Annotated in this window: 16 protein-coding genes; 6 read left to right on the top strand and 10 right to left on the bottom strand. The window is 45.1% G+C overall.

Features of this window, described 5'->3' with window-relative positions; translation table 11 throughout:
• Positions 1–49: 49 nt before the first annotated feature.
• From BGP76_RS16380 to BGP76_RS16365, 4 genes are all read left to right on the top strand, one after another.
• Positions 50–1,681 carry a pyruvate dehydrogenase complex dihydrolipoamide acetyltransferase gene (locus BGP76_RS16380; RefSeq protein ID WP_119845464.1) on the top strand — a complete coding sequence of 544 codons (1,632 nt, stop codon included), beginning with the start codon at positions 50–52 and terminating at the stop codon, positions 1,679–1,681.
• Between the two features lie 99 nt (positions 1,682–1,780).
• Positions 1,781–2,332, top strand: coding sequence for an ATP-dependent protease subunit HslV (gene hslV / locus BGP76_RS16375; RefSeq protein ID WP_119845463.1), 552 nt, complete (start codon positions 1,781–1,783; stop codon positions 2,330–2,332).
• A 76-nt stretch (positions 2,333–2,408) separates the two neighbouring features.
• A complete protein-coding gene (locus BGP76_RS16370) occupies positions 2,409–3,992 on the top strand; it encodes a DUF6851 domain-containing protein (RefSeq protein WP_119845462.1) in 1,584 nt (527 codons plus the stop codon).
• 129 nt (positions 3,993–4,121) lie between these two features.
• On the top strand, positions 4,122–4,628 hold the full coding sequence (locus BGP76_RS16365; protein ID WP_119845461.1) for a T9SS type A sorting domain-containing protein: 507 nt from the start codon (positions 4,122–4,124) through the stop codon (positions 4,626–4,628).
• 4 nt (positions 4,629–4,632) lie between these two features.
• On the opposite strand, the gene BGP76_RS20565 is transcribed toward BGP76_RS16365, so the two are convergent.
• The 3 genes from BGP76_RS20565 to BGP76_RS16350 all read right to left on the bottom strand — a co-directional run bounded on the left by BGP76_RS20565 (position 4,633) and on the right by BGP76_RS16350 (position 7,143).
• Positions 4,633–5,001: a cupin domain-containing protein gene (locus BGP76_RS20565; protein ID WP_255416149.1), complete on the bottom strand. Its 369-nt coding sequence runs from the start codon at positions 4,999–5,001 to the stop codon at positions 4,633–4,635.
• Between the two features lie 68 nt (positions 5,002–5,069).
• Complete coding sequence (locus BGP76_RS16355) at positions 5,070–6,776, bottom strand: M56 family metallopeptidase (protein WP_119845460.1); 1,707 nt, start codon at positions 6,774–6,776, stop codon at positions 5,070–5,072.
• The gene (locus BGP76_RS16350; protein WP_073120882.1) at positions 6,769–7,143 is read right to left on the bottom strand and encodes a BlaI/MecI/CopY family transcriptional regulator; all 375 of its coding nucleotides are present in this window, start codon (positions 7,141–7,143) and stop codon (positions 6,769–6,771) included. The genes BGP76_RS16355 and BGP76_RS16350 overlap by 8 nt, the downstream gene beginning before the upstream one ends.
• 633 nt (positions 7,144–7,776) lie before the next feature.
• Between BGP76_RS16350 and BGP76_RS16340 the strand changes: the two genes are divergently transcribed.
• Positions 7,777–9,567: a PAS domain S-box protein gene (locus tag BGP76_RS16340; protein WP_158584309.1), complete on the top strand. Its 1,791-nt coding sequence runs from the start codon at positions 7,777–7,779 to the stop codon at positions 9,565–9,567.
• 24 nt (positions 9,568–9,591) lie between these two features.
• Here the strand turns inward: BGP76_RS16340 and BGP76_RS16335 are convergent, their stop codons facing one another.
• Entirely contained in the window at positions 9,592–12,066 is a 2,475-nt protein-coding gene (locus BGP76_RS16335; RefSeq protein WP_158584308.1) for a DUF5686 and carboxypeptidase-like regulatory domain-containing protein, read from the bottom strand.
• 57 nt (positions 12,067–12,123) lie between these two features.
• Here BGP76_RS16335 and BGP76_RS16330 point away from each other — a divergent pair, with 57 nt between their 5' ends.
• Positions 12,124–13,251 (top strand): sulfotransferase, encoded by a 1,128-nt coding sequence (locus BGP76_RS16330; RefSeq protein ID WP_119845456.1) that lies wholly within the window; start codon positions 12,124–12,126, stop codon positions 13,249–13,251.
• Positions 13,252–13,283: 32 nt separating this feature from the next.
• On the opposite strand, the gene BGP76_RS16325 is transcribed toward BGP76_RS16330, so the two are convergent.
• Genes BGP76_RS16325 through BGP76_RS16300 form a run of 6 tightly spaced genes read right to left on the bottom strand, consistent with a single transcriptional unit; the run spans position 13,284 to position 19,529 of the window.
• Positions 13,284–14,726: a class I adenylate-forming enzyme family protein gene (locus BGP76_RS16325; protein WP_119845455.1), complete on the bottom strand. Its 1,443-nt coding sequence runs from the start codon at positions 14,724–14,726 to the stop codon at positions 13,284–13,286.
• 47 nt (positions 14,727–14,773) lie between these two features.
• Positions 14,774–15,949 (bottom strand): FAD-dependent oxidoreductase, encoded by a 1,176-nt coding sequence (locus BGP76_RS16320; protein ID WP_119845454.1) that lies wholly within the window; start codon positions 15,947–15,949, stop codon positions 14,774–14,776.
• Positions 15,946–17,223, bottom strand: a complete 1,278-nt coding sequence (locus BGP76_RS16315) for a hypothetical protein (RefSeq protein ID WP_119845453.1) — start codon at positions 17,221–17,223, stop codon at positions 15,946–15,948. The genes BGP76_RS16320 and BGP76_RS16315 overlap by 4 nt, the downstream gene beginning before the upstream one ends.
• Positions 17,224–17,227: 4 nt before the next feature.
• Complete coding sequence (locus BGP76_RS16310) at positions 17,228–17,479, bottom strand: acyl carrier protein (RefSeq protein WP_073120896.1); 252 nt, start codon at positions 17,477–17,479, stop codon at positions 17,228–17,230.
• 14 nt (positions 17,480–17,493) lie between these two features.
• A complete protein-coding gene (locus BGP76_RS16305) occupies positions 17,494–18,777 on the bottom strand; it encodes an ABC transporter permease (RefSeq protein WP_119845452.1) in 1,284 nt (427 codons plus the stop codon).
• A complete protein-coding gene (locus BGP76_RS16300) occupies positions 18,777–19,529 on the bottom strand; it encodes an ABC transporter ATP-binding protein (RefSeq protein WP_119845451.1) in 753 nt (250 codons plus the stop codon). Before BGP76_RS16300 ends, BGP76_RS16305 begins: the two co-directional genes overlap by 1 nt.
• Positions 19,530–19,632: the final 103 nt, after the last annotated feature.

The raw sequence follows: 19,632 nt of genomic DNA, 5'->3' as shown, positions 1-19,632 counted from the left end.
GGGGCTTTTAAAGCTAATTTAGCGGCTCGATTTTTAACTAATCAAAAACATGGCAGAAGTAATAAAAATGCCAAAGATGAGTGACACCATGGAAGAAGGTGTGATCGCGTCTTGGCTCAAAAAAGTAGGAGATACAGTAAAATCAGGAGATATATTAGCAGAAGTGGAGACCGACAAAGCTACCATGGAACTAGAATCTTACGATGATGGTACTTTATTGTATATCGGAGTTGAAGAAAAAGCTTCTGTCCCTGTCGACGGTGTGATTGCAATCATCGGTGACAAAGGCGAAAATGTAGACGACTTGGTAGCATCTATTGGTAGTGGCGAAAGTGCTGCGAACCAAGAAGAAAAATCTGAAAGCACTGAAGAAACTAAAGCCGAAGCACCTGCTGCTGAAGCGATAGACACCTCTGGCATCAACGCTACAGTTGTCAAAATGCCAAAAATGAGTGACACCATGGAAGAAGGTGTGATCGCAGCATGGATCAAGAATGTAGGTGATGACGTCAAATCTGGTGATATTCTAGCAGAAGTCGAGACTGACAAAGCAACTATGGAACTAGAGTCTTATGACGATGGTGTCCTACTATATACTGCTGTAGAAGCAGGCAAAGGCGTACCTGTAGATGGCGTGATTGCTATCATAGGAGAAAAAGGCGCTGATTACGAGACCTTATTGAAAGCTGAAGAAGCTAACTCGGCAGCACCTGCAGCTGAAGCTGCTCCAGCAGAAAAAGAAGCTCCAAAAGCCGCTGCTCCAGCAAAAGCAGCAGCTCCTAGTGCGGCGCCCGCTCCTGCTCCATCAAACACTAATGGCAGAGTGATCGCTTCTCCCTTGGCAAAGAAAATGGCCGAGGAAAAAGGATTTGATATCGCCAAAATCCCTGGATCAGGTGACGGAGGACGTATCATCAAGAGAGACGTAGAAGCTTATGAACCTGCTGCTTCTCCAGCCATCGCTGGTGCAACTAGCGCAGCAGCTGTAGGCGTAGAAAGCTATGAAGACATCCCTGCTACGCAGATGAGAAAGGCGATTACAAAAAGTCTCAATGCAAGCCAATTCGGTGCGCCTCACTTCTACCTCACCATGGAAATCGACATGGACAAAACGATGGAAGCCAGAGCAAGCATCAACGAGATAGCCCCAGTGAAAATCTCATTCAATGATATCGTGATCAAAGCAGTCGCTGCAGCCCTCAGAAAGCACCCAGCAGTCAACAGCTCATGGATCAGCGAGACCAACAGCATTCGCATGAACCACCACGTCAGTGTAGGAGTTGCGATGGCAATCGAAGACGGTCTGGTTGTACCAGTAGTGAAATTCGCTGACAACAAATCTCTTGCTCAGATATCTGCTGAGGTCAAAGAATTTGGTGGAAAAGCAAAAGCGAAAAAGCTCGGAATGGACGAAATGCAAGGCAACACCTTCACCGTGTCTAACCTCGGTATGTTCGGTATCTCTGAGTTCACTTCTATCATCAACGCACCAGAATCGTGTATCCTTGCAGTAGGTGCGATCAAGGCGACTCCAGTCGTGAAAAATGGTGAGATTGTACCTGGCAACATCATGAAAGTGACGTTGACATGTGATCACAGAACGGTAGATGGAGCAGTAGGATCAGCATTCTTGCAGACACTCAAAGGCTTCATCGAAGACCCCGTTAGAATTTTGGTGTAAACCATAAGTATAAAATTGTAAGCGGCTGTTTCGATCACCATCGTGTATTTGAAACAGCCGCTTTTTTATTTCGTTCACTTAGATCTAAACACAAAACACATGTCAAACTATCCCAAAATAAGATCTACCACAGTATGCGCCATCAAGCACAACGGCGAAGTAGCCATTGGCGCGGATGGACAAGCTACACTCGGTAATACAGTAGCCAAAAGCAACGTCAAAAAAATTCGCAAACTCCAAGACGGCAAAATCGTCACAGGGTTTGCTGGCTCTACGGCTGATGCATTTACACTCCTAGAGCGGATGGACGAAAAGCTCAACTCCTACGGTGGCAACATGAAGCGTGCCGCCATCGAACTCGCCAAAGACTGGCGCACCGATCGCTACCTCCGCAAACTAGAAGCCATGCTGATCGTCGCTGACAAGGAAGAAATACTCATCGTATCAGGAACAGGAGATGTCCTAGAACCCGATCACGATATTGCAACCATCGGGTCAGGTAGTATGTATGCGCAATCTGCTGCCCTCACCATGAAAAAACACGCCGGCGACAGAATGACCGCCGAAGAAATGGTCAGAGAAAGCCTCAACATCGCCGCAGACATCTGCATCTATACCAACCACAACCTTGTGGTAGAAAAAGTAGGTTAACCTGATCCTCAAATCAGAGCGAAAAGAAAGGAAGTCAAATTGGCTTCCTTTCTTTTTTGCGTTAATTTTGGTAAGGATGAAACTCCAGCTCAGATCGATAATAACCCTCCTGCTAATCTTACTGCACGGTACTGCATTGGCCCAATCGGTCGCTAGGCAGTGGAATGAACTACTCCTCGAATCGATCAGAAATGATCAGGCACGTCCTACTGTCCATGCACGAAACCTGTTTCACATCTCTGCCGCGATGTATGATGCATGGGCTGCTTACGAAACCAGTGCTTCGACCTACTTTTTAGGCCATGAGCACAGGGGTTTTTACATCTCTTACGAGGGAACTAATATTCCATCAGGGATGACTCAAAAAGAAGCACAAGAGATTGCTCTAAGTTATGCAGCTCATCGTCTCATCACGCACCGCTTCAAAAACTCTCCAGCAGCCTCTACCACCCTACAGCGACGGTACGATCAATTGCTTAGCCAAATAGACTCAAGTAACCCGAACAACCTAGAAGACTACAGTACAGAAAGCTACACCACCGATCCGCACGACTTAGGCAACTATATCGCCGAACAGATCATCGCTCATGGACTAAATGATGGCTCTAATGAAGCGCATAACTATGCCTGCAGATTCTACGAAACAGTTAACCCAGCCATGTTCCCGGATGGCTATGGAACCAACCGCATTGCAGATCCCAATCGATGGCAACCGCTGAGTTTCGACGAGTTCGTCGGTCAATCTGGCCTGAGCGAAGGAGCCAGTACACCAAAGTTCGTCGGTCCTGAGTGGGGACAGGTGATCCCCTTTTCCTTGGACGAATCAGACCTAGATATAAAAAGACGTGATGGTCACGAATACCTCGTCTATATAGATCCTGGCAATCCAACCTACTTGAATTTAGCTCCGGACGATACCGCATTGCAAAACTACCAATGGGGGTTTGGTCTAGTTGCACAGTGGTCGTCACATCACGACCCTACTGACAGTGTCCGCTGGGATATTTCGCCAAATTCCATAGGTAATATTCCTCTAGACCAGCTCCCCAAAACTTTAGCAGATTATCCCGATTTCTATGATTTTGAAAATGGAGGAGATATAAGTCAAGGCTACACCACCAATCCAGTCACAGGTCTACCCTACGAAACACAGACAGTATTACGTGCAGACTATACGCGTGTATTGGCAGAGTTCTGGGCAGACGGCCCAGACTCAGAGACACCACCTGGTCACTGGTTCGTTCTGCTCAATCACGTCAATGACCATCCAGATTTCGAGAGAAAATACAAAGGAGAAGACCAGCCCATGGATGCATTAGAGTGGAATGTGAAATCTTATTTTGCACTAGGAGGAGCCATGCATGACGTAGCGGTCACCGCTTGGGGAATCAAAGGCTACTACGACTACATCCGTCCTATCTCCGCCATACGATCCATGGCCGAACGAGGACAGAGCAGCGACGCATCGCTCCCTAACTACCACCCCGCTGGGATACCGCTGATACCTAACCAAGTAGAGATCATCGCTGCGACGGACCCCATCAATCAATTTGGGAATTTTGAAAATGAGATTAAAATCAAGGCTTGGAAAGTCCCTGGGAACTACTACGAAGGAGCTGACGAAACCAAACGTGTCGATTGGATACCTGCGACCAGGTGACAACCTTACCAGCGCCCTTCTTTTGTAACACCTCCGTTTGCAGGATATGTTTCTGGACATTCTACGTTTTCAAGAGCCGCAGCGGAGATACTTTCTTTACTCACTGGTAGCGAATACTTCCCCGGTGGCATGGGAGAGTTTGTCGCTCGAAAAGACAATTTCTTGGTATTCGAAACTGGCCCTAGCGAAGACCTCACACTCCAATGGGCACGATATCAAGATGCCTCAGACCAGTGCAGCTTGTCTCGCATCTGGGGAGGAATCCATCCTCCAGTAGATGACATAGCCGGCAGACGGATCGGTTACCGCATTGGTCACCAAGCTTTCGCTTTCGCCGAACGGTATTTTAATGGAGAGATTCCTACTGAAGAGCAAACCAGTTCTTCGCGTATCTCGTATGGCCCCAACCCTGTCCGTAGTAGTGACAGAGTACTGACAGTATATTTCGAACATCCTGACGATCTTCAAAAAACTATTTCGCTCTACGATACTTATGGGAACACCATCATGACGCAAAAAAAAGACTATATCCAAAGCCTCACCCTTCGTACAGATGGTCTGACCGAAGGCGTTTACATCCTAGCCATTGCCACCTCTGACTATACCGAGAAAGTTAAATTGGTGATCGCTCCATAAAACATTATGACAAGAAATCCTCTCGTATTGGACTAAACGCATCGATGAGAATCCCCTCTTCAAGACACTCCACCCCGTGTGGCGTATTGGGTGGGACGAAAAAAGAATCTCCTCCATGCATGATTTTGATCTCGTCTCCCATGGTGAGCTCAAAGGAACCGCTCTCTACATAAGTCACCTGGGTGTGTGGATGATCATGAATGACACCTATCCCGCCTTGTTGAAACTTCACCATCATCAATCGGTCGTCATAGCCCGTAATTTTCCGTCGGATCTTGTCATCGATCACTTCCCAATCTTGCTCTTGATCAACGATGAATTTATCACTTGAGTTTTTTTCATATTCAAAGATAGCATGACTGTAGAGTATCACCCTTTTATAAACATCAAAAAGGAGAACCTTACATGGATTCTCCTTTTCAAATCTATTGACACCAAAATTTATTTCTCAGAAATAGAGATGGCTCTTGGGATCCCTTTTCGAACAGCATTGTATTGTTCCTTTTCTTCGGGAACTTCTTTGTTCAAATCCATAAAGTTCTTGCCAAACATGGATTGAGTTCTCTCTTGATAGATTTGATTGAACCCTTCTTGTATATAGGCTAAGTTCTGAAGATATGATTTGTAGCTGTCTTCATCCTGAAATTTTGCCTGAACCACATAATTACTTCGTTCCTCGGCAACTTCACTCGTCACGAAATCATAAACCTCCTGCTGAACTGTCACTCCCCTGTCCTCTCCCATTTCTACTCTCAATATATGGAGGTCATGCTTAGCGATATAGGCCGCATCTATCTCTGGCAACTTAACCCCATGCTCATTAGGTGCTCCTGGGAGTGGGGGCAACAGCATGGCGGATTCCATAATTTTTCCCGTAGTGGTCTGCCCAAGATATAGAACCTTTCTTCTATTAGCCCTCCTGAGTTCTGTCTGCACATCTCTCACCAGTTTCATAGATTGCTGTGCATCTACGCTTAAGATGATGACCCCCTGCTCGGTTATTTTTTCGGCAACCGAAAGAGCCATGTCAACTACCTGAACATCCTCATCATCAAGGGTGATTTTATCCTCGACAATCGTAATTTCTACTGCGTCCTCACTGGGTAAATAGGAATAAAAAGGAACATCTGGAAGTATAGGCAAGTTGACACCTTTTGCCTCTATGCTTGCCACTGAACTTTCATTCTCTATGATGCTTGTTTCATCCATTGTGGAATTGCACTGGACGATCAGTACGCTAAAAACAATTGTACTTGCGATGGCTAGGGCTACTTTTACTTTGCCCGACCAGCCTGATTTTTGATTTTTCATCATGGTTATTCTTTTTTTGATAAATGTTAAATTGAAATTGTGTACCAACCCGTATGAGTTGTTGCTGATCAATTGTCTCAAAAGCAAAGACTGGTACTCAACCAAGGAATAACCCGCATTCATTATTTTGTTATCTGCTATATATTCATGTGTTGTTTTTAGGGATTTAATCAGCTGCCAGATCACAGGGTTGAACCAGAGAAAGGCCGCCAAAAGTTGAACAATAATTAAATCTATGGAGTGTCTTTGATGGACATGCGTACGTTCATGTGCCAAGATCTGGTCAAACTCCGTCGAGCCGATCATAACCTCGTGTACAAAGACAAATTTCAAAAACGAAAAAGGTGCGATAGGATAGGCGACTTTGACCAGTGTCAAGTCATCCATTTTTTGGAGTGGATACTGCCTGATCAAACCAAAGACCCATCGAAAAGTCCAGAAAGTTCTAGAGAGACAAACCACTACACCAATCAAATAGATGACAACAAAGACCTGCTGAGAGAGTTGCCACCAATTGATACCTGACCAGATGCTTACTGAAGTCACTTCTGACACGACATTGCCTGATAGATGATCAAAAGACCATAACTCAAAAGCATCATAATAAGCCTTTCTGGCTTGACTAACTTCTAATATTGGTGCTTTGACCACAGGCAATTCATCTGTACCAAAATCAAAACTGAGTAATGGAAAAATGAGGCTAACCAGAAGTATCGTAATCAAATAAAATCTATTGAGTGAAAAAAAGGTCTCAGGCCTCAACACCAAATGGTAGAGCAGATAAAACCCGACCAAAATCAAGCTAGACTCCAGTAGATATATTAAAAACCTATCCATTTTTCTTGGCCTTTAGTTCTTCCAGCATCCGCATCGCTTCATCCAGTTCCTTTTCGTCCAGTTGTTTACTCTCCGAGAAGAAACTCAGCACTTTAGAAAGGGAGTTGTTGTAATAATCAGAAACCAGACGTGACATCTGGCCTTTGCTATAGTCTTCCTTACTGATCAATGGATGATACTGGTGAGAGTTGCCATAAGCTGTAAATCCAACAATTTCCTTTTGTACCAAGACCCTAACAATCGTCGAAACAGAGTTGTAAGGAGGTTTTGGGTTGGGGTATTCATCGATGATATCCTTGATAAAACCTTTTTCAATACCCCAGAGAATCTTCATGATTTTCTCTTCTGCCTTAGTTAAAGTCGTCATTGCTTTATGCGTTTGTTTGAATCAGCTAAACAATGATACAACTTATTTTTAAGTTAACAAACTTACTTTTACGTTTTTCAACTTAAAAGTAAGTTTACTACAGAGATTAGGACAGAAATAATTAAAAACCTTACGCTGAATATCGTGTCATGAAAGAAAAAAAATGACAGCTTAAAACCTGTCATCAAAACATTTTTGTCATAAAACACATTTAAAAACAAAGCAATAAGTATCTTAAAGAGATAGTTTAGACTAACCAAGAAACCATGCTATACGAAAATGAAGTCTTGATGCTTCTAATCAGTGTCATAGTCCTAATATTTGCTATCATCTATTTCAAAACCCTATCAAGAATACCCCATTGGAGGTACTTAATGGGTAGCTACGCATTGCTCATGCTTGGTTGGTTGTTCACCATACTCGAAGGTTTCTTGTTCCATCTCCTATTTGATTACCTAGAACATATCTTCTACATGCTAGGGTCACTTTGCATCTTCTTGTGGATTTGGAAATCCACCCAATTATCATCCAAAGCCTAACTTGATCATGACGCATGTAATAGATTCCATATCTCTAATTTTGATCACTATTTCATTTGTTATCCTCATTAGAGAAAGAAAAAAAATCACTGAAATGGACGGTCTCCTTTTCGGTTCACTTTTAATTCTACTGCTTGCTTATTTTGCTCTATTATTCTTTTATATAGAAGAGTTCGAAGACATCCTCGGTGCATTGATTCCTGTCCTTTTTGCTTTCGTATTTTATTCCATTATTCAGAAACAAAACGCGGCTAAAATTGAACAAAATGAAGAAAGGTTAAGGCTTGCCATAGACGCTACTAGAGCAGGGCTGTGGGATTTAAATTTCGCCACGGGTCGACTCATCATATCCGATGCATGGTTTGATATTATAGGATACCATCCTTCTGAACTTCGCCCCCTAAATCAAGCCAAGTGGAAGAAACTTGTACATCCAGAAGATTACGCTGCGGCACACCCTCTTTTTGTCCAGCATCTCAAAGGGCTCAACGAGCTACACGAAGCTACCCTCCGCATCCAACACAAAAATGGAAACTGGCTCTGGTTTCAGTCTAGGGGTAAAGTCATAGCGCAAGACCAAAGCAACCGTGCCGTCAGAATGACAGGAACCCTCATTGACCTGAGTAAGCAAAAGGAACTTGAAATCTCGCTAAAAAATCAGCTAGCAGAAAATCAAAAATTATTTAAAGAAAATGCTTACCAATCTTCCAAAATTGCTGACAATGAAGAAAAATACCGAGTTCTATATGAGAACTCTATGGACGCAATCATCCTCATCAAAGGTCAAGAATTCATTGACTGTAATAACATAACCTGTCAGTTTTTCAAATGTGACAGAGATCAATTCATAGGGGAAGCACCCTATAGATTTAGCCCCAAAACTCAACCTGATGGACGTCTTTCAACAGAAGAAGCTAGAAAAGCAATTGAAAAAGCAGAAAAAGGTGAAGCTCAAATTTTTGATTGGCAACATCAAAGACCTAATGGTGAACTTTTTGACGTATCTGTTAGTCTCAACGCACTTCACATCAACGGCATACAATATGTGCAAGCCGTACTAAGAGATATTACAGAAAAAAAACGTATCGAAGCAGAATTAAAGAACTACAGGAAAAACCTAGAAAATCTCGTCGAACAACGTACCGCCGAACTAACCCAAGCCATGAACGACCTCCAGAACACGCAAGCGCAACTGATCCAGTCCGAAAAAATGGCATCTTTAGGGATACTTACCGCTGGTGTAGCACACGAAATCAACAACCCTCTCAACTTCATCATGGGAGGGTATCGTGGACTAGAAATCTACCTCAACAACACAGAACTACATACAGACCCAGATCTCAAAAAGCTGATGGGGAGTATCAAAATAGGTGCAGACAGAGCAATCAAAATCGTCAAAGGGTTAAACCAATTTAGCCGAAGCAAAGAATCCTTTGACGAGAAATGTGACCTACATGCCATCCTCGAAAATAGCCTCACCCTCCTCACCAACGAACTGAAAGATCGAGTAGAAATAGAAAGAAATTTTAACGAACAACCGCTCATTATCCTCGGCAATATTGGAAACCTACACCAAGTCTTCATCAACATCATCCACAATGCCAGTGATGCCATCGCCGATACTGGAAAAATTATCCTTAACACACGACAAGAAGCCGATCAAGTCATCATTGAGTGTATCGACAATGGTGATGGTGTCAGCGAAGAAGACCTCCCTCAACTCACAGTCCCATTCTTCACCACCAAAGAACAAGGAAAAGGCACAGGACTTGGGCTCTCCATCAGCTATGGTTTCATCCAAAAACACAACGGCACCCTAGCGTTCGAGTCAAAACTTCATGAAGGTACCAAGGTGACTATTACGCTACCGTATCCATCTAAATAAGCGCCGTATATAAAACCTAGCTTCTTAAAAAGAAAAACGAAACGACGGTTTCACGATAAACTGATAGCTGTTGGGCAGCGTCGTTTCGTTGAGTCGCCAGACAAAATCCACACGCGCAATCTTAAAGATATTTTCCAACCCAAACCCTACCTCGTAGTAGGGGTCGATGATCCCTACTGTCTGCTGTGGCAAGTCATAGGAACTGCTCCTGTTTTGAGCAGACAGGCTACCCCAGTAGCCCTTAGCAAAAACAAAGCTGCGCCACTTCAATCGATTGATCAGCGGTATCTTGTCCATAATCAATCCGTCAAAGTGCTGCTGAATATGGGCAGTGACATAGCGATCGGCCACATATTCTAGGTAGTGCATTAGGTTGAAAGCCATGTCGTCATATAGCACGAGCTGATTAGCAAATGGCGTATTGAGATATGGATAGGGAACAGTTCCCTCGGTCAGCCCTGCCTCTACTCGGTAGTGAAAATAGCCTAGGCTTTTAGTCCACAAATATTGGCTGAGTTGGCCTGTCAACTTATGATAAGAAACATTCCCTCCAAAGGAACGATCAGCATACTGCCACTGTAGCCCAAGGTCTGGGAACCTCCTAAACTCCTTTTTCATATCCGGCCGACTGTAAAAATCCCCGTCCAGGTTATCATTGAGCCAACTCATTTTGAAGGTCACCTCTAGACCACTGGCACGATAGTGCTGCGCTGTATGCGTCTGTCCCATTTCATAAAACTGCACGGTATCCGTAGGACTCATCATAGCATCAAAATACCCCAAACGCGCCACCATTCCTGTCATCAGATCTCGCTCCAAATAACCAGACCATCGTTGCTCATAGACACGAGAGACGGTATTGCCAATCTGCACGAAAGAGGTCAAAATGTGATCGATAGGTAGCGCATTGACACTGCGACCGAGCTGAATGATGTCGTCCTTGAAACGAAACCCGACACGTGTATCGTCCGCCTGCCCCAAACGCCAGGCTGCTTGTAGACCATACTTCCACCGCTCATCACGAAAACCATAGGCACCGTACACGGAACCGGACAAAGGGAAATCAAGCTTTTCTCTAGTTCTAAAACCGAACTTCAACCGAGAATCCTCTACATAATTATTGCTGTAGAAGGTATAAAAATCTCCAATCTCCATCCACCGCCACGGCACATAACCTGTCGCTACTCCTACCACGATATTCTTTCGGGAGACAAAAGCGGGGTCTTGCTTCAGCTCCTTCACCATCTGCTGTACGCCTTCCTCTTGCAAGCTAAGTGTACCAACTCGGTTGGCCGCCCAATAGGACTCGTCATAGTCCCCAGCGCCCGCCTGCTCTTCTATCACCTCTACTCCATCGTAGGCCTTTTTGTACGCTGCTGTATCGATCACATAGTGATCAAACACCGCTCGTTTCCTCCCAAAGAACCCGGTCAGGTCAGACGAATTTTCCACAACTGTATAGTCTCCCAGCACATTGGATTCGGCTAACATCCACTGCCCACTACCCACCTCACGATAATTCTGCTCTACCTGATAGCTCCGCACAAAATTGACATTGGCCATGATGTCAAAGCGCAAAGAGATCGACTTGATCGCATAACTCGCAGAGTCCACCGTCATCTGGCCTTTAAAGGCTAAATCTCGTGTGCGCTTCGGTAGAAACTGTAGCGTGTATTCTTTGTCCTCTCCAGTTCCTGTACTGTCCAGGTAGTACTCATAGTGCAGCTGATAGTTATCAATCAGCGGACTGGGAAAATTCTTCTCCAAAATCACCATATAATTCTCGTAGATATTGGGGGTAAAGTATAGTTCTTCCACAAATTCAAGAATTCTAGGCCCAGGCAGCCCTGTGACCTGCTTGGCTCTGACCAAGCTTTTGCGTTTGAGCGGAGACTGTCGGTAGTAGTGTTCGGATTGCTTTTCGACCAACAGTACGGGCAAGAAGCTCACACCATCTCCAGTAGTATCCGCTTTGTCCCAGATGTAATCAAAAGGCCGCAACAAGAAATTATTTTTCACCTTCTCGGTGAGATGGTTTAGGTCAAAACGAATCTTAGAATACTCTTCGCAGCGATAGTTTTGGAGTCGGTCTGGATTGTTTACATTCTTATGTGCAATAATTTGACCCATGACGATGTATGCTGGATTCTCACCAGCGGTCACGACCAAATCATCCATCACTTTCATCTCAGGCTCTAATATCACTTCGATTTCGGTATGCTGCGTGACCACCACCTGCTGTGTTACATAACCCAACGAAGAAACGACCATCGTATCGGTAGGTAAATGATCACTTTTGACCTGCAGTTGAAACTCACCATCCAGCCTGCTAGACGTTCCAATCTGCGTTCCCTTCAGGAAAACATGAGCAAAAGGTACTGGCTCTCGTGACGTTTGCTCCAGTACTCGCCCACTGATCGCGGTAGTTTGCCCCAGCAGACACCATGACTGACTGATCAGGCCTAGAAACAAAGCAAGAGGACGTAGATAAGTTTTCAATTGGATCAAGTAGATTTTAAAAACAAGGATCGGTTAGTTTTACCAAAAAATAAATCTATGCTGATAAAACACCAGGTCAAAGATTACTTTCATATTTTCAAGCACACAGCTATGGGGATGGATATCAAAACTTGGATTAGGGTGGTCGCTCAGTATCGTTTTGCGATCAGCTGGTCTTTGCTACCCAAAGCGTTATTCATCACACTGATTGCTACCCTAAATACCCCATTTCAGCTGATCGAATATTTGTTTTTTGATCGAAAAATCAAAGCTACGGTTGTCAAGCGACCTATTTTCATCCTAGGGCATCACCGCAGCGGCACGACCTACCTTCACAACCTCATGAGCACGGATCCACAGCTAGCCTTCTGTACGACCAATGATGCTCTGGTGCCACACCTCATGCTGACTACTGGCAAGATCACAGAAAAAATCGTAGACCTGTTCATGCCCGCCACGCGTCCTCAGGACAATGTGAAAGCAGGTGCTAAACTCCCTACGGAGGAAGAATTCGGGATGGCCAATATGAGTACCACATCGTTCACCCATGCGTTTTATTTTCCGAAATATATTCAGGAGATATTTGACCACACGGTCACATTCGAGGGGGGCTATAATGATAATAGCAATCAATGGAAAAATAATTTACACTACCTCATCCAAAAGCTGACCTACAAAAACCAAGGCAAGCAACTCGTCCTCAAAAGCCCCTCCAATACCGCTCGAGTCAAAGAAATTCGTGAGCTATATCCTGATGCACTTTTCGTACATATCCACCGAAACCCTTATGAGGTATTTCAGTCCAATACTGCACTCTACAACAAGATTTTGCCCATTCTCAGTTTTCACACCACGACTACTGAGGCAATCGAAGCATTCATAATCCGCTCCTACACTCTGCTTCACCGAAAATATCTAGCAGACCAATCTGATATACCCGATAGTCAAATCATAGAGGTGGCTTACGAAGATTTTGTGCGTGACCCGATGGAACAACTACAGTCTATCTATCAACAATTACGTTTAGAGAATTTCGATCAAGCAAGAACCGTGATCAAGCAGGAAGTAAAACAATCCAACAACTATCAAAAAAACCAACACCTAAGCCTCTCTCCTAGCCAAATCAAAGCCATCAATACACAGTGGCAATTCTTCTTTGAAGCCTATGGATATGAAATGATTTAATCGAACCTTCTCTTTGACACCTTAGAAGAAACTCAGCTCATCTTCTTCTCACGCACAATCTTCCCACTCGCCGTATGTTCGATTTCTTCCACGATTTGTACACGCTGTGGCACTTTATAGGATGATAATTTCTGACGGCAGCTGCTCAATAATGTTTCGATATTCAAGTCCTCACTAGCCACTACATCTGCCACGACGACCTCACCAAATAACGGATGCTTCTGACCATAAACTCTGGACTGATGAATCTGTGTATGCGTATTGAGTACCTCTTCCACTTCCGTGGGAAACACCTTGTTGCCATGCACAATGATCACATTTTTTTCTCGGCCTTTGATCGTCACGACTTCTCGCTTATCCTTTACCGCTAGGTCTCCAGTCATAAAATAGCCATTTTCTAACCGTTCAATTTTACTATGGGGAGATTGAAGATAGCCATCAAACATACCAGGCCCTTTGATCCCCAATCGACCGATTACATCGACTGGCAGTTTTTGTCCCTCTTCGTCAAGAACACTAACTTCATACGCCGCTAACGCTTGACCGACCGCATCAGGGTGCGCAGAAGCATCCACAGTGTTGACCATCGGTAGCCCTACCTCTATAATCCCAAAAGCCTGATGGACGGGCAAGCGATATTTATCCTCGAAGGCTTTACAAACAGCATAGGAAGCACCTGTCGTCGTGGACACCACATAGCGCAGTGATGGCAACTCTCGTGGTTCGGGATAGGCCCCCAGCAGCTTAAGATGCATTGGCGCACAGTAGAAAAATGTCACTTCATGTTTGGTCACGCTATCGAGTATCTCCTCTGCTAAGAAATCATTGTTGATGATGATCGTCGCGCCATGCCGAAGATACAGCACGATGGAAACAATGAAATGATACGCCATCGGGAAGACCCAAAGAACACGATCATCCTTCGAAATCTGGAGCGCCGTATTGGCCGCTTCTATTCTATCCCAAACGGCCTCATGACTGATCACCACGCCCTTGGCAAGACCTGTCGTACCAGAGGTAAAACGCACAAAGGCAGGATTGGCAAACCGAGCCAACTGCTCCGAACGAATTCCTTTTTGAATCCAAGTCAAGGAAAAAATTGTATCACCAGCAACTGGTTCAGCTGTGATTCCTTCCTGAGTCCAGCGATTGTTTTCGTCACTCAGTACGACTTCTATTTCTGCCGTCACTATTGACTTGTTTGTCTCAGCAGTCTTCTGCTTATGAAATATCGGCATAACCACCGCATCACATGCGATAGCCGCATATAGACCGATGATGAAATGACGGTTATTATCCGTCAACAAGCCTACGAATACACCTTGACCTATACCTGCCTGACGCAGCAGCACAGACAGTTGGTCCGTCGTCTGTAATAACTCCGCATAGCTGAGCGCACCATATTCATCCATGATGGCCGTCTGGTTTGGGTAGCGAGTAGCGGTCTCTTGTAGCGATTGATATACGTTGTACATAGGGGTCAATACTAACTAAAAATACGATGGACAGAAAACAGATGCGGTTATAGTTGCTGATAGGCTAAAGTTCCCGCCTCAAATCCAGTCTGCAGACAGGTGCCAATCACACGTGCACTGGCGATGGCACGGTCGGTGGCGGATATATTTTTCCCTCCGAGGAATAAATTATCCAAACGATAAGAGCGCAAGCACTCAACGGGAATCTCAAAATAACCATGACCCGAAATATGGGTCAAATCCACCCGACTATCTTGATTCCACTCCTCTATGGGCCAAGTCCCTTTGATATTTGCAGAATCAAATTTCCGTCCTGACAGCACATCTTCCTCTGTCAAAACATACTGTCCTCTGGATCGCTGCTGTATCCGAATACCCACCTGCGGATAAATCTTCTCCAACTTAGCCGCTGCAAAACTAGGAACATACTTCACCAGCCAGTCAAACAATCGCACGGACCATTCACGGCCCTTTTGGTTCAAAACATACTGAGAGACCTCATCAGTAATCTCATGAGGCAGCGTAAACTTGACACTGGCAGTGCCATCCTGCAAAGAACCTGGCACGAGCGAAATCGTTTTGAGTACAGCTTCATAGGCAGCGTTCTTGTCTTGCACCACAGATTTTTTGATGGAAAACTCTAACGAATATGCTTCTGATGACGTCAACCCCGATACCGAAAAAACCTGAGAAGCCATCTGATACCGCTCCGATTTGAGCATCTCCAACCCCGACAAATCGGAGAGCACCCCACGCCCACTGCAGTCTACATACTGAGTCGCATGGATTTCGAACTGCTCCCCCTGACGATCAATCATCACGTGAGTAAGCTCTGTCTCGTTCGTTTCAGTAGCAATTACTTCGGCTTCTGTCCAAACTTTCACTTGCTGACTTGCTAATGTTTTTTGAAGGTATGCACTGAGCTGTTCCACACGATAGGGTGCGACAACTAACCCCTGATGGTAATCCATCGGTTCTAATTTTAGTGCTGCTACTACTTCCTTTAAGAATGGATGATCGACAGGTAAAAAGTCTTGCCCCTCTTTGTGATGATGGTATGCACCGCAGATCGTACCGACGTTGCTATGCACAGCATTGCCCCCTACTGCCTCGTGTCTATCAACGAGCAGGATATCAGTCCCTGCTCTGCTAGCAGCCATCGCCGCTGCAAATCCCGCTACGCCTCCCCCTACGACCAATATGTCCGTTTCTATCTTTTTCATCCCTGCGATTCATCCATCAATAGCTCTTGCTGGAGCTGTTTTGCCATCCCCGAATACTCAGCATCTGAGAGCGCATGTGTGTGATACAAGATCATCAATTTCAGTGATCCACGAAAATTCATCATCGCAAAAGTCAGCCCTGGTGGGTACGCATTCGCAGGTAGACTCAGGGCATTGATGACACGCTGCCCCATGATCGTCTCTAGGTCTGAAGGATGATCCGCCGCTACGGTAAACAAAAAACTGGCAATAGCATTGCCTCCACGACGCTTGACCAAATAATAATAGAGATTCAGCGGCAGCCATTTCATGAAATCCATGAGATGATTATAGGATTCGTGAGACTTGTGTTTGATCTGATCTCTCATTTGATTATTGATCGCATCAACACAGCTCTCAATGCTACTCATCTGTTTCTTTTTCAATCGATAAAAAAGAAAAGATAGCCGATTGCCGATGATCGGGCCTAATGCGCCCTTTCGTCTATTGTCTCGAGGGACGGGAATCCAAAAATTGTGAACCCCATCCCCTCGCTGTACCAGCACCGACTGCACCGCTCGTGCGATACATGCCAAAAAGAAAGCACTCCGCCCAAACCGTGCTCCGCTATGCAAAGCAGCTGCTTCTATCTGTCTCACCTGTTTCGGATCAAAATCCAACACGCTCACGCGCTCTTGAGAATTTACATCATACAACGGAGGACTAATCATGGAGAGCCTCGGACGAGAAGTATAATCGATAAAGAATTTAGCCTTCGTTGCTTTCCAAAAAGCAGACAAGTTATAAACGGGCGCTTGATAAGACATGAGCAATGCTGGATCAAAAGAATCATCCGAGCCCAAGAGCCTCTTCAAAAACAACACCGCTCCATAACCATCCATCAACAGGTGATTCCAAGAAAGTATCACCGTCGAGCGACCATCACTACGTGCAACAGTATCGAGGGACAAACAACCTACATCCGCACCCAGCCTTCTGTCCAAAACCACCTGAGGAATCAGCTGATCCGTTACGAAATGTTCGATTCGGGTAGTATCCTTACTTCGGAGGTGCCACTTAGGGATACCCAAAGCCTTTTCCTTTTCGTAGCGGAGACTAGATAGCACTTGAAAATACTCGTTGGAAATAATACGATCCGCCAAGGCTTCATGATCTAAAGCTCCCTCCAGATCGATCACATAGTAGCAAGTGTTGCCAGCAATATCATTTTGGTTGTACTGCTGTTCTAGTGCTAGAAGGAAAGTATCAAAACCAGTAAGCGGAAAGGTCTGCATCGGTCTATTGGGAGTTGCTAGCGCACGTGGCTAGTGTCTGAACCGTACGGAAATTTTGAGGCAACATACTCTTCTCTCCTATAGTAATCCCATGTTTTCGCTCCAAAAACAACACCAACTCCACCACAGAAAATGAATCAACCCCTGCCTCTGACAAAACTGTGTTTTGATCTAGCTCCACCGACGGGTCGACGATCTCCTTTTTGATAAACTTGATTAAATCCTCTTTGATTTGCTCCTCAGTAATTCTTCCCATCTCGTCGTGTCGTGTTAGGCTAGGCTTCTTTTGATTTTGTGAAAATAGTAAGAAAGCGAAACGGATAAAACAAAAAACAAAGTCAATTTAAGCACCTGCCATTGAATCTCTGCCCAGCCACCCGACTTGATAAATAACTCGTAGTACCCCTTGAGCGCCCAGTTGAGTGGAGAGATATTGGCGATCTGTTGCATGTGTTCTGGCATGATATTGAGCGGCACCCATATCCCGCCTAGCGCCGACATGATCAATACCGATATCCCACCAAATATCGCTGACTGCTGCGGCGTATCGAATACCGTCCCGATCAAGAAGCCATAGCCCACTGCGGTGACAGACACGGCCAGTGTTAGCACAGCCAGCGCCCCCCAATGCGTCCCGATATGCAGAATAGGCAGCCCCATCAGCGGCAATAGAAATTTGCCCAATGCCAACACGATCAGAAACTGTAGCAATGCGATACAGATATAAGTGATAATCTTGCCAGACAGGATCATAATATACGAACCGGGAAAAGTGTGCATCCGCACATAAACGCCCGTCGTGCGTTCGCTAATCATACTACCCGCCAGCGGTAGCACGATGAAAAAGATCGAGAATATAGCCCAAGCCGGTACGTTGTGCTGTACAGCATTCGGTTCGTAACTCTCCGCTGCACCCGCCGCTGCACTAGACTCCTCAAATACAAAGAAATCATCGTCGGGGAACTTCACTTCATTGCTAGTACCGAGTACGCCATTAATTTTGCTCGTCACGATCTGAAAAAACACCTTAGTCTTGATACTCGCGATGACTTCTTTGAGTCCGCTCGACATGGCCATCACGAATGATTCTCTCGCCAATGGGTCGGTGATGATCTGAAACTCTACTTGGCTAAACGCCTGCTCCACACTAATCGTCGAATCTCCATCGAGATAACTGTCCATCATCTGGCCTAGTTCAGTCCTGAGTCGCTCTGTCGCACCCGATGGGATGATCAGCGCAATGAGGTACTCCCCATGCAGCACCTTTTCTCTGACCTTATCGATACTAGCAAATTGCTCACCGTGATCCAGCGTCAGATCACACATTGGATTCTCCGCAAAACCTCGCTCTATCGCATAGCCCAGGCTATCCAAATCATAGTTGACTAGGAGCACAGGAATGCCTGACTCGTTGAGACTTTTATACGCTTCATTTTGAATCAAAGTCATAATGACCACCAGCATCATCGGCATTAGGAATAGCACCGTGATCCCTGTGCGGTCATGCGCCAGTAGCTTCAACTCTTTGATACAGGTAGCTATCACTCTATTCATCAGTCCCTAATTTTCTTCCCTGTATGTTGCAAAAACAACTCTTCTAAACTACGACAGTTGGCAACCGATACCATCGTCTCTGGTACCCCTGTGGTGATGAGTTGCCCCTCGTCTATGATAGCCACCCGGTCACAAAACTGCTCTGCTTCTTCCATGTGATGTGAGGTATAGATAATCGTCGTGCCTTCTTGTTGATTGAGCTGTCGTAGTTGAGCTAGGATTTCCTTGCGAGCATGCACATCTATCCCCACTGTAGGTTCGTCTAGCAGCAGCACCTTTGGCTGATGCAGTATACCAGCGATGAGATTGATCTTCCGCTTCATCCCTCCAGAGTAATTTTTCACAGCTTGTCGACGGTTTTGATCGAAACCAAAGTCATCCAGACAAGACTGCACACGTTCTTTGAGTTTCGTCCCTTTCAGTCCATACATCCGACCGATAAACAGTAGATTATCTTCCCCTGACAAAGTGGGATACAAAGCGATCTCCTGAGGCACTACCCCAATGATCTGCTTGATACTTTTCAGATTCGAGGCAATGGACATACCCGCTAAAGAAACCTCCCCATCACTGGGATAGATCAACCCACATAGAATAGAAAAAAAAGTCGTTTTACCTGCTCCATTAGGCCCTAACAACCCGAATACCTCGCCAGAGGATATCTTCAGATTGATCGCACGCAAAGCATCCTGACTCGTGCCTCGGTAGTGTTTCGATAGGTTTGATATGACAATACTGTGGGTATCTGACATGAAAATGCATGGGTTCACTTGCGTTTCACCACGAACATAATAAAACCCCAGCTGAGTAGAAACAAATATTTTGCTCCGCAATAATTTAATCGCAGTATCATAC

This window comes from Reichenbachiella sp. MSK19-1, assembly GCF_003590315.1.
GTDB lineage: Bacteria > Bacteroidota > Bacteroidia > Cytophagales > Cyclobacteriaceae > Reichenbachiella > Reichenbachiella agariperforans.
This window is presented reverse-complemented; position numbering and strand designations above follow the sequence as displayed.